Origin of the sequence: Streptomyces sp. NPDC001270, from assembly GCF_042896695.1 — a bacterium.
In the GTDB taxonomy this organism is placed as follows: domain Bacteria; phylum Actinomycetota; class Actinomycetes; order Streptomycetales; family Streptomycetaceae; genus Streptomyces.
This window is the reverse complement of the sequence record NZ_JBIAXM010000014.1, coordinates 170,418-190,233: the sequence shown is the minus strand read 5'-3', so window position 1 is coordinate 190,233 and position 19,816 is coordinate 170,418. Positions and strand designations below refer to the sequence as shown.

The following is a 19,816-nucleotide window of genomic DNA, read 5'->3' as shown; positions in this document are numbered from 1 at the left end:
AAGCGTATGTGTGGTGGGTCGTACGTGCGAGCCGAATAATTCGGATGCGGATGCGGAACCCGGCCCTGGATGATCGGCGGATCGTCCTCAGTCGACCACCCGTGCCAGGAGTCGCCGTGTCCCAGTGGGTCACCGTCCCCGCCCTCTTCTCGCCGCTCGGGCACCGCCGCGCGTCCGTCGTCGGCGAACCCGGCACGAAGCACGATCGAGGGGGGATGCCGGCGTGAGCGCCGGGGCCGGCGTGACCGACGTCGTCCTGCGGCGGGCCGTCGCATCCGATGCGCGCGCCGCCGCCGACGTCTGGCTGCGTTCCTACGACGCCGCACTGCCGACGGTCGTGCGTCCACGCTCCGACGACGACGTCCGGAACCATTTCCGGAACGTCGTCGTGCCGCTCAGGGAAACCTGGGTCGCCGAGGCGGCCGACGGGAGCGGGATCGTGGGGGTGATGGTGCTCAACGGCACGTTGCTCTCCCAGCTCTATCTGGACCCCGGCTGGCGGGGCCGCGGCATCGGCGACCGGTTCGTCGGCCTGGCCAAGGAACGCAGTCCCGGGGGCCTCACCCTGTGGACCTTCCAGGTCAACAAGCCCGCCCACCGTTTCTACGAGCGGCACGGCTTCGTCGCCGTCGAGTTCACGGACGGCAGCGCGAACGAGGAGCGGGAACCGGACGTTCGCTTTGTGTGGCAGCCGTGATCAGCTTGATCAGCGCGTAGACCCCGTCCCGCGACGGGTCCGTCCCCTTATTTCTTTCCGGGCAGTCCGGCCGCGTCCGCCGCCGCGCGCAGCACGTCCCGCAGCATGTCGGGGGTGAGCCGGCCGGTGAACGTGTTCTGCTGGCTCACGTGGTAGCAGCCGAAGAGGTCCAGACCGCCGAGCGACACCCGGGTGCCGTGCGCGAAGGCCGGCCGGGGGCGGGGGACGGTCCAGCCCGCCTCGGCGAACGCGGGCAACGCGGCCTGCCAACCGAACGCGCCCAGCACGACCGCGGCCCGCACGGTGGGCCGCAGCAACGTCAGTTCCCGGACCAGCCAGGCGCGGCAGGTGTCGCGTTCGGAGGGGGTCGGTTTGTTGGCGGGTGGGGCGCAGTGCACGGGTGCGGTGACGCGTACGCCGTACAGTTCCAGACCGTCGTCCGCGGTCACCGAGGTGGGCTGTGAGGTCAGCCCGATGTCGTACAACGCCTGATACAGCACGTCTCCCGAGCGGTCGCCGGTGAACATGCGGCCGGTCCGGTTGCCGCCGTGCGCGGCGGGAGCCAGCCCGACGATCAACAGCCGGGCGTCGGGCGGTCCGTACCCGGGCACGGGGCGACCCCAGTACGTCCAGTCGTTGAAGGCGGCGCGCTTGGTGCGGGCCGTCTCCTCCCGCCAGGCGACCAGCCGCGGGCAGGCCCGGCAATCGGTGATACGACGGTCCAGACCGCCGAGATCATCGAGTTCGTCGACACCGTAGAGACTGTAGAGATCGTCGAGACCGCTGCTGTCCATGCCTCTACGGTATGCCTGCCGAGAAATCGCCCCATCGCAACGAACGCACAGACGGAGTGGCGCGTGGCCGAGTGGACCGGCCGACGGGTGGCGGGCGCGGAAAACGCTGCGATGTCTCCCGGTCCCGAGGGCTAAGGTCGGGGCATGGCTTCCGAGGACGCGGTCGAGAACAGGAACCACGCGGCAGGCGGGACCGGCGCTCCGACGGCGAGCGGGCGATCCGCTGTCCGCCGGGCCCGGGCGTCCGACGGATCCGGCACCGGCGGACACCGGCCCGCGGACCCTGAGGAGGCCCGCCAGGACACGCGGGCGAGCGCCCCCGACCACGACCTTGCCGACGACTCCGCCGAGGGTCACGGGCCGCGTGCCGACGCCGGGCCCGATGAAGCTCCTGAGGTGTCCGGCTCCGGCGACGCTCCGGATCCCAAAGTCGCCGCCGCGGTCGCAGCCGCTGATGCGGCCGGCCCCGGCAAGGGCGAGACCGTCCGCATCGACAGCTGGATCTGGGCGGTGCGTCTGATCAAGACCCGCTCCCTGGGTGCCACCGCCTGCCGTGGTGGGCACGTCCACGTCAACGGTGAGCGCGTGAAGCCCGCGTACTCCGTGCGTATCGGCGACGAGGTGCGGCTGCGGCAGGAGGGCCGGGAACGGATCGTCATCGTCAAGCGCCTGATCCGCAAGCGGGTCGGCGCCTCCGTGGCGATTCAGTGCTATGTCGACAACTCGCCTCCACCCCCGCCCCGTGAGGCTGTCGCCCCCGCGGGCCTGCGTGACCGCGGAACCGGCCGCCCCACCAAACGCGACCGCCGCGAACTGGAACGGCTACGGGCCCTGCGGGGACTGGGGAACCGACCTCCGGGAGCACGTTAGCCATACCCGGGGGCCTCCCCCTTCCCCCTCCCGCCCCCCTCCCACTGTTATGCGGGCGCGGAGTCTTCGCGCCGATGTGGACTCGGCGACGGCCGAGCCGAACGTGTAACCGGAGGCGGATGCGCCGAAGGCCGTGGCAGAGCCGGCGGCGCCGAAGGCCATGGCGGAGGTGGACGCGTCGAAGACCGTAGCGGAGCCTGCGGCGTAGGCGGCCGGGGTCTCCGGCGAGGCGAGCGAGACATGCACAGCCGTCAGCCGGTGAAGCTGTGCCGTCAGCTCACTAGGCCGTCCGAACCGCCCGCACCCACACCCGGTCCGGTGTCAGATACTCGGCCACCTCCAGCCCGGCCTCCGCCAGCGCGGCCTCGAACTGCTCCTTCGTCAGCGGCCGGGCCAGGAACGTCTGTGTCCAGACCGCGTCCGGGAACACGTACTCCGCGACCACCGAGTTCACCCCGTCGCCGACCGGTTCGGCCGAGACCATGCGGATCGTGAAGCCGCTGGGGTCGACCCGTTCCCGGGGCAGATTCGTGTGGTAGTCCTCGCCCTCCCGCTGGATGAGCACGCTGCCGCCCTCCGCCACGTGCCGGGCACAGGTGCGCAGCAGACCCCGCCGTACTTCTATGTCCCCGGCGTGCACCAGGAACGACGCGAGCATCACCACGTCGAACGTCTCGCCCAGGTCGAGATCCTCGATCGGGCTGCATATCGTGCGCGCCCCGCGGACGCGTTCCAGCATTTCGATGGACTCGTCCACCGCGGTGACCGTGAACCCGCGTTCCATCAGGGGGTGCGTCATGCGTCCCACACCGCAGCCCAGCTCCAGGATGTGTGCTCCGGCGGGCACGGCCGCGGCGATGATGTCGGGCTCGTTGTTCACCGGCAGGCGTGAATACAGCTCCACGGCGCAGCCGTCCGGAGTGATCGCGCCGGGCCCGGTTCCCTGGTATCCGTCTCGCATTTTGACCGTCATGCCCGAACAACGGGTGGGTGTGGCTGGGCCGTTCCTGGGGCGGGCTAGTTCACTCGTTCGAGTACTTCTGGCCTGGTCGGGAACTGTGGGGAAGCGTCGGGAACTACGTGTGGGGCGGTGCCGGGTGCAGCGGGCACCATCCGTGTCCGAGGTGCCAGTGGCCGCCCGCCCGTAGGTGGTCGACGACGGCACGCTCGACGGATGTGCGTCGGGGGAGGTCGTCGACGGGAAGGCCGGGGTCGCCGAACACGAACCGGACGGGGTCGGTGTCCGACGGTTCCGTGTCCTCGTGGGTGGGGCGGAACCGCTGCTGGAAGCGGACGATGTTGGAGTCTGCCGGCAGGTACCGCCTCAGCTGCGGGTCGAGCAGCCAGGAGTGGCAGACCGCGATCCGGTGCCGTTCCTCGGGGAAGTGCCGGGTGAAGAACTCTCGTGCACGCGCCAGGGAGCGGTCGCAGGCGGCCGGGGTCAGTGGTCCCGAGAAGTCGGGGATGTGGAGGGCGAGGGTGGGGTCACCGGGCGAGACCGGCTGCCCGCTCTCCGTGATCTCGTGCGCCGCCCGCTCCCCGAGCGCCGTCCGCTCGAACTGGAGCCGGCCGAGCTGGTACAGCGCGCCGCGGAAGTGGCGGACGAGCCAGTCGGATGCCTGTACCCCGCCGTGGCCGTGCTGCCTGCGGTGGACGGCCATGGCCCGGCCGAGGTCGGCGAGGGTGCGCCGGGAGACGTCGGCCGGGATGCCGCGGTCGCGGTGGTACGCGCGCGTGTGCGGGAGGGCGCCGAGGAAGACGTAGGCCAGGAAGTAGGGGCCCGTCCGCGCCGGTGCCTCGGCAAGTCGCTCCGCCGGCCGCACCGGACGGCCGGGGAGACCGATGTCCCGGACCAGGTCCTCGACGCACTCCTCCAGGAGCCGCAGCGCGCCGGCGTCACCGGTGACGGTGCGGTGGAGGCGTACCAGTTCGTTGATGTCCTCGTGCGGCACGCTCAGGTCGAGCAGCAGCTCGGGCAGGTCCTCGGCGGCGGGCAGCACCACGCGGTTCCCCTCTCCGGACGGCGTTCGCGTCTCGTTCTGGTCGATGTGTACGTCCTGGCCGGTGTGTACGTCCACGTCTCAGCGCCAAAGGTCCGTGTCCCAGCGGACGTGTGTGCCTTGGTCGGGGCGTGGGTCGAAGAGTACGTTGCAAGCAGGAGTGGTGATCCGATGCGTACGGGCAGTGAACCGACGACCGCGCGCAGTGCGCTGCGGGCGCGGTTCTGGCTGAGCATGTGGGGGCTGGTCTGGGCCGTCTTCGGCACGGCGGTGTTCGCGCTGGTCGGGCGTCCGGGCTGGGCCGCCGCCTGCGGGGTGCTGTGGCTGGTGGCCACCGTCGACATGGCCGTGGTCCTCAGGCACATCCGGCAGGGTCCGCACTATCAGCCGGGCCGGGACGTGCCGCCGTACTCGCCACCGGAGGTCCCGCCCCCTTACCGTCGCCCGCCGCAGAGCCGTCCGTCCTACGGGCGTCCGCCGCGGCACCGCCACCCCTAGCCACACGCGCCCGTCCATTTGCCCGTCCGCCCGTCCGCCGGGGTCAGGAATCGAATCGCGCGGCCTTCAGGTACTGCGGGTTCGGGTCGAGTGCGGCGGCCAGCCGGAAGTGGCGTTTTGCCTGGTCACGGCGTCCCTGGCGCTCGTAGGTGCGGGCGAGCGCGAAGTGGGCGAACGCGTTGTCCGGTTCGCGTTCCAGGACGATGGTGAACTCCAGCTCGGCGGGCCTCAGTTGTGCGGAGGCGAAGAAGGCACGCGCGCGCAGCAGACGGGCGGCCGTGTTCTCGGGGTGCGCGGCGATGACCCCGTCGAGCAGTTTCACCGCGCCCCGCGGATCCCGCGCGTTGAGCAGTTGCTCGGCGGCACGGAAGTCGATGACGTGCGTTTCCGGGGTACGTCCGGGCGATCCGCTGGTCTCGGGCACGGCACAGTCCTTCCCTTGCAGACGACATTCAACGCCCGCGCGCGTGCGGGCTATTCCCCCGGTGCCCGCCGGGAGCCGGCGCGGTGGGCCTGCTCTCTGCGGACCAGGTCGGTCCATACCTCGGCGACGCGGCGGCGCAGGGCGTCCAGGGGTACGTCGTTGTCGATGACGACGTCCGCGATCTCCAGGCGTTTCTCACGGGTCGTCTGCGCGCCCATACGCGCGCGTGCGTCCTCCTCGGTCATGCCGCGCCGCCGTACGAGCCGGTCGAGCTGGGTCTCGGGGCTGGTGTCGACGACGACCACGATGTCGTAGAGCGGCGCGAGGCCGTTCTCGGCGAGGAGCGGGACGTCGTGGACGACGACGGCGTCGGGGGCGGCCGTGGTCTCCAGTTCGCGGGAGCGGGCGCCCACCAGGGGGTGCACGATCGAGTTCAGGACGGCCAGTCTGTCGGGGTCGGCGAAGACGATCGCGCCGAGTCCGGGCCGGTCCAGGCTGCCGTCGGCGGTGAGGATCTGCTCGCCGAAGGCTTCGACCACCGCCGCGAGTCCCGGGGTGCCGGGTGCGACGACCTCGCGCGCGATGCGGTCCGCGTCGATCAGCACGGCACCGTGGTCGACGAGCAGCCGCGACACCTCGCTCTTGCCGGCGCCGATCCCACCGGTCAGGCCAACTTTCAGCATGGGCGAAAGCCTAGACGCTCCGCTCCGCGGGCGGAGGGGGCGGTGCGGGCCGACCTTGGAGGTCGGCACCCCGCACTCCGTGCGTTCCGTGTATCGCGTGCCGTGCGCGTATCGCATGCGTTTCCTGCATCGCATGCGTTTCCTGCATCGCATGCGTTTCCTGCATCGCATGCGTTCTCTGCATCGCATGTCTTGCGTGCATCCCCTGCACCCCGTGCGGTCCGCGCCGTTCGCGATTTCCGTGCGTCGTGCTGCCGGACCGTCCCGGCCCCGTACGCCTCCGGGCCCGTGCGGGCGCGTTCCTCGGGTCTCGCCCCCAGGGCTTCTGCCTCTCGGCTCGCGGTGTCGGTCAGGCTTCGCCCTCCCGCTCCGCGAGGAATCGTTCGAACTCCTGTCCGATCTCGTCGGCCGAAGGGATCTCGACCGGTTCGGCGAGCATGTTGCCCCGGGTCTCGGCGCCCGCGGCGGCGTCGTACTGGTGCTCAAGGCCCTGGACGAGGGCCGTCAGCTCCTCGTCGCCCTCCTGGACCTGCCGGTCGATCTCGGTCTGGGTGCGGTGCGCGTCCGTGCGCAGCGAGTGCGCGATGCCGGGCAGGACCAGACCGGTGGCCGCCGTGATGGCCTCCAGAACGGTGAGTGCCGCGTCCGGGTACGGGGAGCGGGCGATGTAGTGCGGGACGTGCGCGGCGACGCCGAGGACGTCGTGTCCGGCCTCCATGAGGCGGTACTCCAGCAGCGCCTCGGCGCTGCCGGGCACCTGGGCCTCGTCGAAGGGGCTGCGGCCCGGGACGAGGTCGGTGCGGTTGCCGTGCGGGGTGATGCCCACGGGACGCGTGTGCGGGACGCCCATGGGGATGCCGTGGAAGTTCACGGAGAGGCGGACGCCGAGCCGCTCCACGATCTGCCGTACGGCCGTGGCGAAGCGCTCCCACTCGACGTCCGGTTCCGGTCCGGACAGCAGCAGGAAGGGCGCGCCGGTGGCGTCCTGGACCATGTGGACCTCGATGGCCGGGACCTCGTAGTCGATCCAACGGTCCCGTTTGAACGTCAGCAGCGGGCGGCGGGCCCGGTAGTCGACGAGCCGGTCGTGGTCGAAGCGGGCCACGACCTGGTGGGGCAGCGAGTCGAGGAGCCGGTCGACGATCTGGTCGCCGGTCTCGCCCGCGTCGATGTATCCGTCGAAGTGGTAGAGCATGACAAGACCGGCCGACTCCTGGGCGAGCGCCATGTCGACGACGGCCAGCCCCTTCGGCTCCCATGCGTACAAACCCTGCGGATCAAGCACTGTGACCGCTCCTCCTCTGTTCCCCAGGGCTCAACGCCCGGGGGGACGCGGGCATTCCCGCCTCCCCCCACGGTCTGCCCTGCGGTCCTCCCCCGCAGTACTCGGCCTCACCTCGCCTTCACCTCGCCCTCGGCCCGGCCTCGGCCCGCTCTCGGCCCGGCCTCGGTGGGTGGGCGCGTCAGGAGGCGAGTACGCGCTGGTGCAGTTCGGTGACGACCTTGCGGGCGGAGGAGATCGCCCCGTGCTGCCACGCGTCCAGGTAGCTCAGGTAGTCACCGGCGAAGTACACGTTGCCCTGCGCCTGGTTGAGCGGCGCGTACGCCGGGGCGTCGGGGCCGCCGGGCATGGAGTGCCAGGCGCCCTCCAGGTAGGGGGCGAGCTTCCACTGGTGCGAGAAGGACGTGGCCAGTTCGGTGCGGTACTTGTCGCCGTGGATCTTGGCGCCCTGGGAGAGGGCGCGTTCCAGGCGCTGGGCGGGGGTGAGCGCCGAGTACGCGTCGGAGTGGGCGCCGGTGTTGTAGTAGCCGATGACGACACCGCGGTCACCGAGGTGGCCGTAGGACGGGTACCAGATGTGGTCCAGGTCCATGTCGGTCTCGGTGATGCCGCCGAAGATCCTGAAGTCCTGCTCCCACCAGCGGCTCTTGTACTCAAGGCCGATCTTGGAGGCGTAGGAGGGCCGTACGGCGAGGAGAGCGGTCTGCACGGCGGAGCCGAGGTTGTGCGCGGTCTTCGCGAGGATGTGCGGTGCCAGTGTGGCGATGCAGTAGTCGGCGGTGACGGTCCTGGTGCGGCCGTGCTGGGTGTAGGTGACGACGACGCCGTCGCCGGTGTTCTTGATGTCCGTGACGGGCGCGCCGGTGCGTATCCGCTCCTCGCCGATGGCGCGGGCGAACGCCCTGGGTATCCGGTCCATGCCACCGACGGGCTGGAACATGAGCATGGCCTGGTCGTAGCCGAACTCGAAGGAGAAGTACCGGCCGACGTTGGAGGCGAAGACCTCGGAGAGCGTGGGGACGTCGCCGAGTTCCTTCCCGGGGGTGCCGGCGGCGCCGGGGACGAGGGTGTAGCCGCGGTGTTCGGTGCCCGTGTAGGCGTAGTCGGCGCCCAGGGAGCCGTAGTCCTTCAGGAAGGCGAGCAGCCGTTCCTTGTCGCCGGCCGTCAGGTCGCCGTCGAGGGCGCCCGCGTTGGTGGCCTTCGAGAGCAGTTCGGAGACGTAGCCGTAGACGTCGGCCTTGGCGGTGCGGTACTGGACCGGGGCTCTCATGCCGGTGCTCTCGTTGTAGATGAGCGCGCCGGCGTTGGTGTTGGTGAAGACCTCTATGGGTACGCCGAGTTCGCGACAGTAGTCGAGGGTGACCATCCACTGGGCGAGCCGGGCGGGTCCCGCGTTCATGTACTGGTCCTTGCTGAAGCCGGCCGTCTGGCTCACGCCGTTGATGTCGGTGAGCCGGTCACCGCCGCGGATGGTGAGGTTCCGGCCGCCGACGCGGTCGCGGGCCTCCAGGACCGTGCAGTCGTAACCGGCCTTGCCGAGTTCGTACGCGGAGGTCAGGCCGGCGATTCCGGCGCCGATGACGACGACTTTCGCGGGCTTGCCGGTGCGGCCCTGGAGGGTGAAGTCGCTGCGGCGGGGCGCCTGGAACGGTGCGTCCTTCTCGGCCGCGTAGGCGGCGGTGGGGGCGAGACCGAGCGCCCCCATGGTGGCGAACATGGCTCCCGCTCCGCCGGCGACGCCGACACTGCGCAGGAAGTCACGGCGGCTCGTGCCCGATGCGAACTGAGACTCTGTCATGGCTGAGGCTCCTGTCTCGATCATGAACGACCGAGGAAGCCTCGCAGTGGCCGGTTACAGCCCATCAGCTACTCATGTATCTTGCAGGTTTCTGCCGTACTGGCGCCAACTCCCGTACGGGCGCGCCCTCAAATGCCTCAAGTACCTCGGATGCCTCGATTCCTCGCACGCGTCGCACGCCTCGCACGCCTCGCACGCCTCGATGTCGAGGAGAACCATGGGGGGCTGCGCAGTGACTCCCGCGACCAGCCGCGAGCGGACTCTCGCGGGACCGCCGGGAGCGCCTCCGGCGAGAGCCGTCCTCGGCCGAAGCCCGGCCGCGCGCACGACTGAGGGGCCGCACCCGGAACGGATGCGACCCCTCGGTCACTTGCCTGGCTTCAGCAGCCGGCTGGAATCAGTCCCCTCGGGGACCGTTCAGCTCTGGCCGCCGGCGAGCTTCTCACGCAGCGCGGCCAGCGCCTCGTCCGAGGCCAGCGCACCGGAGGTGTCCGGGCCCTCGGAGGAGTACGAACCGCCACCGGACGCGGCCGGAGCGGCGGCCTCGCCACCCTCGGCGGCAGCGGCGGCATCGGCCTCGCGGGACTTGATGACCTGCTGCTGGTGCTGCTCGAAGCGGGTCTGCGCCTCGGCGTACTGGCGCTCCCACTCCTCACGCTGCTTCTCGTACCCTTCGAGCCAGTCGTTGGTCTCGGGGTCGAAGCCCTCGGGGTAGATGTAGTTGCCCTGGTCGTCGTAGGACGCGGCCATGCCGTACAGGGTCGGGTCGAACTCGACCGAGGCCGGGTCGGCGCCGAAGGACTCGTTGGCCTGCTTGAGGGACAGCGAGATCCGGCGGCGCTCCAGGTCGATGTCGATGACCTTGACGAAGATCTCGTCGTTGACCTGGACGACCTGCTCCGGGATCTCCACGTGGCGCTCGGCCAGCTCGGAGATGTGGACCAGGCCCTCGATGCCCTCGTCGACACGGACGAACGCACCGAACGGAACCAACTTGGTGACCTTGCCCGGGACGACCTGACCGATCTGGTGGGTGCGGGCGAACTGCTGCCACGGGTCTTCCTGGGTCGCCTTCAGCGACAGGGAGACACGCTCGCGGTCCATGTCGACGTCGAGCACCTCGACGGTGACTTCCTGGCCGACCTCGACGACCTCGGACGGGTGGTCGATGTGCTTCCAGGACAGCTCGGAGACGTGGACCAGACCGTCGACGCCGCCCAGGTCCACGAAGGCACCGAAGTTGACGATCGAGGAGACCACACCGGAACGGACCTGACCCTTCTGCAGGGTCGTGAGGAACGTCTGGCGTACCTCGGACTGGGTCTGCTCCAGCCAGGCGCGGCGGGACAGGACCACGTTGTTGCGGTTCTTGTCCAGCTCGATGATCTTGGCTTCGAGCTCCTTGCCGACGTACGGCTGGAGGTCGCGCACGCGGCGCATCTCCACCAGGGAGGCCGGGAGGAAGCCGCGGAGGCCGATGTCGAGGATGAGACCACCCTTGACGACCTCGATGACGGTACCGGTGACGATGCCGTCCTCTTCCTTGATCTTCTCGATGGTGCCCCAGGCACGCTCGTACTGGGCGCGCTTCTTCGAGAGGATCAGGCGGCCTTCCTTGTCCTCCTTCTGGAGGACGAGGGCCTCGATCTCGTCACCGACGGCGACGACCTCGTTGGGGTCGACGTCGTGCTTGATCGAGAGCTCGCGGCTCGGGATGACACCTTCGGTCTTGTAACCGATGTCGAGCAGGACCTCGTCCCGGTCGACCTTCACGATGACGCCGTCGACGATGTCGCCGTCGTTGAAGTACTTGATCGTCTCGTCGATCGCTGCGAGGAAGGCTTCCTCGTTACCGATGTCGTTGACCGCTACCTGCGGGGTGGTGGCGGTGGTCTCGGTGCTGCTCGTCATGTGGGAAAGGGCTCCGGTACGGACATTGAAGTCGTAGGTACTGCTTGCGCCAGGAGCCCGTTTCGCTCTGCAGAAGCCGGACAGCCAAGGAAGCGCCCCACCGGGGTGATCCGGCGATGGCGCCTCGACAACCGAGGGGACATACAACAGATGCGAGCGCAGCCTGCTACGTCTGAGGAGCGCAGGCCCGCAGCGCAACTTGTAGCATACGGGGGCAGCCGGACAGGGTCAATGTACGAAGGCGCACAGCCGGGGCGGATCGTCGCATACCCGGCACAAAATGCGTCCAGCCAGGCCACGCCGGTCCGCGGGGTGTCTCTCGGTACGCCTTCTGCGACCCACCTTGAGGGCTGTGCGGAAGAGGAACAGTACGACGAGGGAGCCGATCATCCAAGAGTCCGAAGCGTCCGAACCGGAGGCCACCCGGCGTGCGGCCGGTGCCGTGGAGAGCGCCCGCGCCAATCGCGGCTGGTGGGACCGGAATGCGGACGAGTACCAGACCGAGCACGGCACGTTCCTCGGGGACGACCGTTTCGTGTGGGGTCCCGAGGGCCTCGACGAGGTGGAGGCGGAGCTGCTCGGCCCGCCGGACGAGCTGAAGGGCAAGGCTGTCCTGGAGATCGGCGCGGGCGCGGCGCAGTGCGCGCGCTGGCTGGCCGCGCAGGGGGCGCGTCCGGTGGCCCTGGACCTCTCGCACCGCCAGTTGCAGCACGCGCTGCGCATCGGCGGATCGTTTCCTTTGGTGTGTGCCGACGCCGCCGCGCTGCCGTTCGCGGACGCCTCGTTCGACCTGGCGTGCTCGGCGTACGGGGCGCTGCCGTTCGTGGCGGATCCGCGGCTGGTGCTGCGGGAGGTGCGGCGGGTGCTGCGGCCGGGCGGCCGGTTCGTCTTCTCCGTCACGCACCCGGTCCGCTGGGCGTTCCCGGACGAGCCGGGGCCGGAGGGGCTGACCGTCTCGGCGTCGTACTTCGACCGCACCCCCTACGTCGAGCAGGACGAGCGGGGCCGGGCGGTGTACGTCGAGCACCACAGGACGCTCGGCGACCGCGTCCGGGACATCGCCTCCTCCGGTTTCCGGCTGGTGGACCTGGTCGAGCCGGAGTGGCCGGAGTGGAACACGTCGGAGTGGGGCGGCTGGTCCCCGCTGCGCGGCGGTCTGCTCCCGGGGACTGCGATCTTCGTCTGCGAACGGGACTGAGGCAGAGGGGCCTCGAAGGGGCCTGGCGCGAGGGGTCCGCGGACGGGGACTGACGCGGGGGATCCGCGGACGGGGACTGACGCGGGGGATCCGCGGACGGGGACTCACGCGCGCGTGCGGGAGGCGCGGTCCGGTGCGGGACGCACGCACGTGCGCACACGCGCGTGCAGCGGAATCGTCCGGCACGCGCGTGTGCCGGACGGTCCCGGCGGCGTACGACACTGGGGGCGTGATCCGTTACGACGCCCTGGACGCCCTGCCCGTACGCGGTGCCCTGCCCGCGCTGGACGACGCCCTGGCCGGGCACGGCACCGCCGTCCTGGTGGCGCCGCCCGGCACCGGCAAGACGACGCTGGTGCCGCTCGCGCTGGCCGGGCTGCTGGGCGAGGGGCCGGCGCGGCGGGTGGTGGTGGCCGAGCCGCGGCGGATCGCGGCGCGCGCCGCGGCCCGCCGGATGGCGTGGCTGCTGGGCGAGGAGGTCGGGCACCGCGTGGGCTACACCGTGCGCGGCGAGCGGCTGGTGGGGCGCCACGCGCGCGTGGAGGTGGTCACGACCGGCGTGCTGCTCCAGCGGCTCCAGCGGGACCAGGAACTGTCCGGGGTCGACGTCGTGGTGCTCGACGAGTGCCATGAGCGGCATCTGGACGCGGACACGGCGGCGGCGTTCCTGTGGGACGTGCGCGAGACGCTGCGTCCGGAGCTGCGGCTGGTGGCGGCGTCGGCGACCACGGACGCGCAGGGGTGGGCGTGGTTGCTGGGCGGGGCGCCGGTGGTGGCGGCGCGGGGTGCGGCGTACGAGGTCGAGGTGGTGTGGGCGCCTCCGGCGCGTGCTGTGCGGCCGCCGCACGGGCTGTGGGTGGATCCGGCGCTGACGGCGCATGTGGCGTCGGTGGTGCGGCGGGCGCTGGCCGAGCGGTCCGGGGACGTGCTGTGCTTCTTGCCGGGGGTCGGTGAGATCGCCCGGGTGGCCGGGCAGTTGGGGGATGCCGGTGCGCTCGGTGACGTCGACGTGCTCCAGGTGCACGGGCGGGCGCCGGCCGCGGTGCAGGACGCGGTGCTGGCGCCCGGGGCGCGGCGCCGGGTGGTGCTGGCCACGTCGGTGGCGGAGTCCTCACTGACGGTTCCGGGGGTAGGGGTGGTGGTCGACTCGGGGCTCGCGCGGGAGCCGCGGGTGGACCACGCGCGCGGGCTGAGCGCGCTGACGACGGTACGGGCGTCGCAGGCGGCCGGGCGGCAGCGGGCGGGCCGGGCCGGACGTGAGGGGCCGGGTGTGGTGTACCGGTGTTGGGCGGAGGCCGAGGACGGGCGTCTGCCGCGGTTCCCCGCGCCGGAGATCAAGGTGGCCGATCTGACGGCGTTCGCCCTTCAGTCGGCCTGCTGGGGTGATCCGGACGCGTCCGGTCTCGCGCTGCTGGATCCGCCGCCGGGCGGGGCGATGGCGGCGGCGCACGAGGTGCTCGCGGCGATCGGCGCGGTGGACCGGGCGGGTCGGGCGACGCCCCGGGGGCTGCGGCTGGCCCGGCTGGGGCTGCACCCCCGGTTGGGGCGGGCGCTGCTCGACGCGGTGCCCCTGGTGGGTGTGGAGCGGGCGGCGGAGGTGGTGGCGTTGCTGAGCGAGGAGGCGCCGCGGGCGTACGGCGACGATCTCGCGGCCGCCGTGCGGACGGCCGGGCGCGGTGGTGACGGGTACGCGGGGCGGTGGCGGACGGAGGTACGGCGGCTGCGGGCCGCCGCCGAGTCCGCGGCCGCCGACGCCGGTGTCCCCGCGCGGGCGCCGACGCCGGCCGGTGCGGCCCGTCCAGCCGGTCCGGGTGGCGCGGGTGGTACGGCCGGTCCGGTGGTTTCCGGGGCGGACCGGGCGGCCGGTGTCGTCGCGGCGCTCGCGTTCCCTGAACGGGTGGGGAAATGGGGCGGCGGGTCCTGGCTGATGGTGTCGGGGACGCGGGCCGAGGCCGCGGAGGGTTCGGTGCTGCGCGGCTGCGAGTGGCTCGCCGTCGCCGCCGCGGACCGGCCCGTGGGCAGGGGCCACGCGCGCGTGCGGCTCGGGGCCGTGGTGGACGAGGACGTGGCCCGGCTCGCGGGTGGGGCGCTGCTCGCCGCACAGGACGAGGTGCGCTGGGCCGACGGTGATGTCACGGCACGCCGGGTGGAGCGGCTGGGCTCCGTCGAACTGTCGGTGCGGGCGCTGCCGGACGCGGCGCCCGCCCTGGTGCGCGGGGCGCTGCTCGACGGGCTGCGGCAGGAGGGGCTGGGGCTGCTGCGGTGGTCCGCGGAGTCGGGCGTGCTGCGGCAGCGGCTGGCCTTCCTGCGACTGCGGCTCGGTGCGCCCTGGCCGGACGTGTCGGACGATGCGCTGCACGCGCGCGTGGACGACTGGCTGGAGCCGGAGCTGGGGCGAGCCCGGCGGCGGGCCGATCTCGTGCGGATCGACGCCGGGCAGGCGCTCGGGCGGCTGCTGCCCTGGGCGGACGGAACGGCCGCGCGGCTGGACGAACTGGCCCCGGAACGGATCACCGTGCCGAGCGGGTCCCGGGTCCGGATCGACTACGGCGATCCCGAACAGCCCGTGCTCGCGGTGAAGTTGCAGGAGATGTTCGGGCTGCACGAGTCACCGGCCGTCGCGGGGGTGCCGCTGCTCGTGCACCTGCTCTCCCCCGCCGGCCGGCCCGCCGCGGTCACCGCCGACCTCGCCTCCTTCTGGCGGGACGGCTACCGGGGTGTGCGGGCGGAGTTGCGCGGTCGGTACCCGAAGCATCCCTGGCCCGAGGACCCGGCCGCGGCCGAACCCACCCGGCACACCAACGCCCGGCTCGGGCGCTGACCGGCTCGCGGACCGCGTCGCCCGGGAGCGGCCGGGTTCACGCGCCGACCGGTTCGGGTTCGGCCACGTCCGCGGGTGCGGGTTCTCCCGGCCGGCGGCCGCGCGCCTCCAGCCAGAGGGAGAGGACCAGCAGCAGGGCGCCGAGGGCCAGGCATCCCCAGGGCAGGTACGACGTCAGCAGCAGGACGACGGTCCGGTTCTTCTTGACCATGGACACGGTGCTGTCGATGTAGTCCTCGCGCATCTTCACATCGCCGGCGAACGCGGTCACCTTGTCCCGGCCGCCGAGCAGGGTGCCGCCGCGCAGTTCCTCCTGGTGCATCTCCTCGCCGTACACGGGCGCCCCGGTGACGGGCTCGACCCAGAACTTGCGGACCGTGCTGTACCAGCGGGTCGTGCCGGTCTTGGCGACGGACTCGGGGGTGATGCCCTCGACGGGCATGGCCTTGGGGAAGGGGACCTTGGTCCAGGGGATGGTCTGTTCGAAGTAGTAGACCGTCAGGCCGCGGAACTTCTGGGTGCCCTTGTAGTGGATGGGGCTGGTGGTGCGGCTCTGTGCGTCGAAGTACTCGTAGTCCCGCTTCTCGGTGAGGAAGGGCCACTTGTACTCGATGCCGTCCCGCCGGACCGGGTCGCCGTCGACCATTTCGCCGGTGGCGTGGACGGGTTCCTGGGAGTGGGCGTCGAAGATGTAGCGCTCGGGGATCTCGGAGACCATCTTGCCGTCGGGTCCCTGGACGTAGGACATGCCGTCCCAGACGACCACGTCCCGGCCCGCCGTCCGCTCGACCTTGTCCGCGGCCTCCACATTGCCCTTGAGGGTCTGCACGATGGTGACCTTGGGGACCTTCCGCGCCCGCATCGTGCCGTAGTCGAGGAGGGTGGCGTCCTTCGCCTCCAGGACCATGTCCTGGTACTGGTTCGGCGGGATCTTGGCGAGGCGTGGGAAGGCGTACCAGCGCAGCAGCGGGGACAGCGCCGCGAAGAACACGGCGAGGGCGAGCAGGATCAGGCCGGCCTTGCGGCGCATCTCGGCCTCCCTCCTGGGCGGGCGGTCACGGGTGTGCGGGCACGGTCGTCAGCAGCGGCTTCGGGGAGGTCCTGCCGTCCGGCAGGCCCACGGCCGTGATGGCGAGGACCAGGGCGACCGCGACGGCGAGACCCGCCACGGCGGCGATCAGGGCGCGCATACGGAGCCTCCCCGGACGGTCCGGAACAGTCGGGCACAGTCGCGCGCCTGTCCGCGGCGGTCGCGAACCGGTGGCGAACTGATGGTTCGTCAGGTCCGGCACGGTAGCAACGGGAGGGCGAGATGAGAACAGGTCGCACACGGACGAGGGCGCCCGCCCGCCGAAGCGGAGGGGCGCCCTCGTCAGGGAGCGTGCTGCCCGCGGTCGTTACGACGACGCTGAGGGACTCGGCGACGGGGAGCCCGACGGGTCGGCCTCGGTCACCGTCAGCCTGACGGTCAGCGTCGCGCCGCCGGTGGTGGTGATCTTGAGGAGGAACGTGCCCGTGGTGTCGTCCGCGTACAGCTCGGGCAGTTTCAGCTGTCCGTTCTCGTCGGTGACCAGGCCGGTCAGGGTGCGTACGGCGTCGCCGTCGGCGTTCTTGAAGTACGGGCCCTTGTCGTTCACGCTGTCGTCCAGCACCGACTTGACCAGGGTGGCGGTGGCCGCGACACCGTCCGCGGCCGCGCCCCGGTACGTGGCCTTCACCGTGACCGGGTCGGCGAACTCGCCGCCCGCGGGGCAGGTCAGCGCCGCGTCGCTGCTGGCGTCGGTGAGAGCGTCGGCGGCGCGCGGGGTGACCTTCGCGGAGTAGTCGAGGGCCTTGACCGCCGTCCGGCCGACCACGGTGGCCCGGACCGTGAACTCGCCGGTCTTCTCGCCCGCCGTGAGCGTCGGCGCGACGGCCACGCCGCTGGTGTCGGTGGTGACCGTGGCGACGCTCTCGCCGCCGGCGAACGTGGCGTCGGTGTCCCCGACCAGGGTGAACCGAACGCGAACCTTCCCGACGGACTTGCCGAGCTTGGTCACGGCCCGCGTGCTGATCTTCCCGCTGAAGGCGTCGCCGGCCATCGCCGAGAGCGTGCCGGTGCCCGCGTTCGCCAGATGGTCCACCGTGTCGGTGGGCGTCGGCGGCGTGGCCGGCGGGGTCGACGGCGTACCGGACGCGGGCGGCGGCGTCGGCGTACCCGACGCGGGCGGGCTGGGCTGCGGGGTGCCGGACGGCTCGTCCGGCTTCGGCTTCGACCCGGCCGGTTTCCCGGGCGTCGACGGGGGCTTCGGGTCGGCCGGTTCGTCGCTGCGGTGGGAGGGCAGGTGACCGGCGCCGTCGGGGACCGAGTGGGTGCCCTTGCGGTAGTACTCCAGCCACGACAGGACGGTGTCGAGGTAGTCCTGCGAGTTGTTGTAGCTGAGGATCGCCCGGTCGAGTTCGGCCTGCGTCGACAGGTCCCAGTCGTAGCGGCACAGGTAGTAGCCGGCCGCGAGTGCGGCGTCGTAGACGTTGTTCGGGTCCTTGGCGCCGTCGCCGTTGCCGTCGCGGCCCGCCCAGGCCCAGGTGGACGGGATGAACTGCATGGGGCCGACGGCCTGGTCGTACTGGCTGTTGCCGTCGTACTGGCCGTGGTCGGTGTCCTTGATCAGCGCGAAGCCGTTGCCGTCGAGCTGCGGGCCGAGGATCCTGCCCAGGGTGTTGCCGTTCGCGTCGACCTGGCCGCCGCGTGCCTGACCGGACTCGACCTTGCCGATGGCCGCGAGGAGTTCCCAGGGCAGGTTGCAGCCCGGCTTGGCGGTGCGCAGCTCAGCCTCGGCCCTCTTGTACGCGTCCAGGACGGTGGCCGGTATACCCGCCTCCGCTTCGCCCTGGGCGACCGGGGTGCCGACGGGCGACGACGACGGGCTGGGGCTGGGGTTGGGGCTGTTGAGGGGCGGCAGGTCCGTGTAGTACGGCGAGTTACCGGTGGCGTTGTGTCCGGAACCCTCCTCCGGTCCAGGAGTACTGGTGCCGGCGGCGGCCCGGTTGTCCTGGTCGGCCGTCACGCTCGGCGCCTGGGACGCCGAAAGGGCCGCGACCGCCGCCGCGGCCACCGCGGTCGTCGCGGCCCCCTTGCGCAGCCTCCTGCCGAAATGCGCCGCCATAAGGTGAACCCCTCCCCGTGGACGTCCCAGCGCCCGTCTTCCGACTGTCTGCTCGCTCTGTTTCGACGATCGATCCGGAGCAGAGGTTGCCCCGTTGCGCCGACCGAGTACGTACGGTGACCCGTTCGGCCGAACGTCCCGGGCGGCGACCCGTGTGACCCTACGGCAACTTTCTTTGCACGGGCACCCGTTGCCGCCCGGTTTTCACCGGTTGGCCATATGCCGTTGTGCTCGAAGAGGTCCCTCATACTTGACGAAAGCGTTCACCGGGTCGGCACAGCGGCCGACGACCGCTCCAGGGGGCTTTCGTTGCCGTTCACTCTCAGCCACGCCGCAGCCGTCCTGCCCGCGCTGCGCCCGGACGGGACCGGGCGGGGCAGGCTGGTGCCCGCGGTGCTCGTCGCGGGATCCTTCGCCCCCGACATGACGTTCTACGCGGCGAGCGTCCTGCCCGGCGCGATGGAGTACGGCACGGTCACCCACTCGGCCGGCGGCGTCCTCGGCATCGACGTGCTGACCGCGTGGGCGCTGGTCGCGCTGTGGCTGCTGGTCCGCGAACCGCTGGTGGCGCTGTTGCCGCGGGCCCGCCAGAAACGGCCCGCGACCCTGCTGCGGTGCGGGGCGCCCCGCGCGCGCGTGCGGCCCGCGACGGTCGCGTGGTGGTACGTCTGCGCGGTCCTCGGCGCGCTGACGCACGTCGTGTGGGACGCCTTCACGCACCACGGCCGCTGGGGCACGCGACTGGTCCCGGTACTGGACCGGGACCTGGCGGGCGCGCCGCTGTACTGGTACCTGCAGTACGCCGGTTCCGCCCTGGCCGCGCTCGTGATCACCGCGTTCGCCGCGCGTGCGCTGCGGCGGGCCGCGGCGCGCGAACCGGTGGGGGTGCCGGTCCTGTCCGTACGGGACCGGTGGCGGGCCGGTGCCGTGCTCGGCGGCTGCGCGACGATCGGAGCCGTCGAACGGGCGGGCCGCTGGTGGGCGTCCTGGAGCGCCCCGGCGCACCCCTGGGACCTGCTGCCCGCGGTGTGCTTCGGGGCGGGCGCGTGGCTGGTTCCGGGGCTGGTGGCGTACGCCGTGGGTGTCAGGGTGTGGCGTCCGGCCCTGGTTCCCGCCGGTCCCGGTGGGGACGATGCGCGGCGGACCCGGACGGTCGCTCCGTGACGGTGGCCACGAACACGGTGATGGTGCGGGACGGCCGTGGGCGGGGGCGTGGGAGCAGGGTGAGGAGCAGCGCGAGGTAGCTGCGGGCCAGTTCGTTCCAGTGGCGCCAGCGCCGGGCCGGATCGGGGCGGGAGGCGTGCCCGCCGAGTCGACGCCCGAGGTCCGTCACGGCGTTGCGCACCGTCGTCGCCGGGGCGGTGGGGATGCGGGCGGTGCTTGCGTCAGCCGCGAGGGCCGGGACCGGCGGGGACTGCGGGGACGGGGCCACGGCGGCGTCCGCCCTGGCCATGATCCGCGCCTGTGCCGTCCGGCGGTGGAGCATGCGTATACCCATGCTCGCATCCTTGCTGGCGGGCGGGGCGGGGGCGTTTTGGCGGGGGCCACGTGAGTGACGGCTCCCTGCGGGGCTTGGGCGGGGGTGGTGCGGGTGGGTTGGTGATGAGGGGTGGGGCGAAGGTGGGCTCGGCGCCGCCGGGGTGGGTCGTGGGGGGATGTTCGCCGTTGCGGCGGGACAGGGGCGGGGCCGACTG

General features: G+C 71.9%; 18 protein-coding genes. 6 read left to right on the top strand and 12 right to left on the bottom strand.

Translation table 11 applies throughout. From position 1 onward, the window contains the following. Positions 1-223: 223 nt before the first annotated feature. Positions 224-697 (top strand): GNAT family N-acetyltransferase, encoded by a 474-nt coding sequence (locus ACFY2B_RS24350; RefSeq protein WP_390765182.1) that lies wholly within the window; start codon positions 224-226, stop codon positions 695-697. Positions 698-744: 47 nt separating this feature from the next. On the opposite strand, the gene ACFY2B_RS24345 is transcribed toward ACFY2B_RS24350, so the two are convergent. Then, positions 745-1,491 (bottom strand): uracil-DNA glycosylase, encoded by a 747-nt coding sequence (locus ACFY2B_RS24345; RefSeq protein ID WP_390765181.1) that lies wholly within the window; start codon positions 1,489-1,491, stop codon positions 745-747. 396 nt (positions 1,492-1,887) lie between these two features. On the opposite strand from ACFY2B_RS24345, the gene ACFY2B_RS24340 reads away from it, so the two are divergent. Then, positions 1,888-2,361 (top strand): RNA-binding S4 domain-containing protein, encoded by a 474-nt coding sequence (locus ACFY2B_RS24340; RefSeq protein ID WP_390765240.1) that lies wholly within the window; start codon positions 1,888-1,890, stop codon positions 2,359-2,361. A 280-nt stretch (positions 2,362-2,641) separates the two neighbouring features. On the opposite strand, the gene ACFY2B_RS24335 is transcribed toward ACFY2B_RS24340, so the two are convergent. Further along, positions 2,642-3,322, bottom strand: a complete 681-nt coding sequence (locus tag ACFY2B_RS24335) for a class I SAM-dependent methyltransferase (RefSeq protein WP_390765180.1) — start codon at positions 3,320-3,322, stop codon at positions 2,642-2,644. Between the two features lie 115 nt (positions 3,323-3,437). Further along, positions 3,438-4,361 (bottom strand): acyltransferase domain-containing protein, encoded by a 924-nt coding sequence (locus ACFY2B_RS24330; protein WP_390765239.1) that lies wholly within the window; start codon positions 4,359-4,361, stop codon positions 3,438-3,440. 171 nt (positions 4,362-4,532) lie between these two features. Between ACFY2B_RS24330 and ACFY2B_RS24325 the strand changes: the two genes are divergently transcribed. Next, positions 4,533-4,859, top strand: coding sequence for a DUF6343 family protein (locus tag ACFY2B_RS24325; protein WP_390765179.1), 327 nt, complete (start codon positions 4,533-4,535; stop codon positions 4,857-4,859). 43 nt (positions 4,860-4,902) lie between these two features. Here ACFY2B_RS24325 and ACFY2B_RS24320 read toward each other — a convergent pair whose 3' ends face one another. The 5 genes from ACFY2B_RS24320 to rpsA all read right to left on the bottom strand — a co-directional run bounded on the left by ACFY2B_RS24320 (position 4,903) and on the right by rpsA (position 10,957). Next, on the bottom strand, positions 4,903-5,283 hold the full coding sequence (locus tag ACFY2B_RS24320; RefSeq protein WP_390765178.1) for a tetratricopeptide repeat protein: 381 nt from the start codon (positions 5,281-5,283) through the stop codon (positions 4,903-4,905). Positions 5,284-5,333: 50 nt separating this feature from the next. Further along, complete coding sequence (gene coaE / locus ACFY2B_RS24315; protein ID WP_390765177.1) at positions 5,334-5,966, bottom strand: dephospho-CoA kinase; 633 nt, start codon at positions 5,964-5,966, stop codon at positions 5,334-5,336. Between the two features lie 349 nt (positions 5,967-6,315). Next, on the bottom strand, positions 6,316-7,251 hold the full coding sequence (locus tag ACFY2B_RS24310) for a PAC2 family protein (RefSeq protein ID WP_390765176.1): 936 nt from the start codon (positions 7,249-7,251) through the stop codon (positions 6,316-6,318). Between the two features lie 178 nt (positions 7,252-7,429). Continuing rightward, positions 7,430-9,046 (bottom strand): flavin monoamine oxidase family protein, encoded by a 1,617-nt coding sequence (locus ACFY2B_RS24305; protein WP_390765175.1) that lies wholly within the window; start codon positions 9,044-9,046, stop codon positions 7,430-7,432. A gap of 417 nt (positions 9,047-9,463) precedes the next feature. Beyond that, positions 9,464-10,957: a 30S ribosomal protein S1 gene (gene rpsA / locus ACFY2B_RS24300; RefSeq protein ID WP_390765174.1), complete on the bottom strand. Its 1,494-nt coding sequence runs from the start codon at positions 10,955-10,957 to the stop codon at positions 9,464-9,466. A gap of 331 nt (positions 10,958-11,288) precedes the next feature. On the opposite strand from rpsA, the gene ACFY2B_RS24295 reads away from it, so the two are divergent. Together ACFY2B_RS24295 and hrpB are read left to right on the top strand one after the other, a co-directional pair. Next, entirely contained in the window at positions 11,289-12,155 is an 867-nt protein-coding gene (locus ACFY2B_RS24295; protein ID WP_390765238.1) for a class I SAM-dependent methyltransferase, read from the top strand. Between the two features lie 229 nt (positions 12,156-12,384). After that, positions 12,385-14,976 carry an ATP-dependent helicase HrpB gene (gene hrpB, locus ACFY2B_RS24290; RefSeq protein ID WP_390765173.1) on the top strand — a complete coding sequence of 864 codons (2,592 nt, stop codon included), beginning with the start codon at positions 12,385-12,387 and terminating at the stop codon, positions 14,974-14,976. A 37-nt stretch (positions 14,977-15,013) separates the two neighbouring features. Here the strand turns inward: hrpB and ACFY2B_RS24285 are convergent, their stop codons facing one another. The 3 genes from ACFY2B_RS24285 to ACFY2B_RS24275 all read right to left on the bottom strand — a co-directional run bounded on the left by ACFY2B_RS24285 (position 15,014) and on the right by ACFY2B_RS24275 (position 18,122). Then, positions 15,014-16,006 carry a DUF3068 domain-containing protein gene (locus ACFY2B_RS24285; protein ID WP_390765172.1) on the bottom strand — a complete coding sequence of 331 codons (993 nt, stop codon included), beginning with the start codon at positions 16,004-16,006 and terminating at the stop codon, positions 15,014-15,016. Between the two features lie 25 nt (positions 16,007-16,031). Continuing rightward, a complete protein-coding gene (locus ACFY2B_RS24280) occupies positions 16,032-16,166 on the bottom strand; it encodes an SPW_0924 family protein (RefSeq protein ID WP_376532484.1) in 135 nt (44 codons plus the stop codon). Between the two features lie 207 nt (positions 16,167-16,373). Then, positions 16,374-18,122 (bottom strand): lytic murein transglycosylase, encoded by a 1,749-nt coding sequence (locus ACFY2B_RS24275; RefSeq protein WP_390765171.1) that lies wholly within the window; start codon positions 18,120-18,122, stop codon positions 16,374-16,376. A 309-nt stretch (positions 18,123-18,431) separates the two neighbouring features. Between ACFY2B_RS24275 and ACFY2B_RS24270 the strand changes: the two genes are divergently transcribed. After that, positions 18,432-19,286: a DUF4184 family protein gene (locus ACFY2B_RS24270; RefSeq protein ID WP_390765170.1), complete on the top strand. Its 855-nt coding sequence runs from the start codon at positions 18,432-18,434 to the stop codon at positions 19,284-19,286. Here the strand turns inward: ACFY2B_RS24270 and ACFY2B_RS24265 are convergent. Next, positions 19,207-19,620, bottom strand: a complete 414-nt coding sequence (locus tag ACFY2B_RS24265; RefSeq protein ID WP_390765169.1) for a hypothetical protein — start codon at positions 19,618-19,620, stop codon at positions 19,207-19,209. The two genes, ACFY2B_RS24270 and ACFY2B_RS24265, sit on opposite strands and share 80 nt — an antisense overlap. Positions 19,621-19,816: the final 196 nt, after the last annotated feature.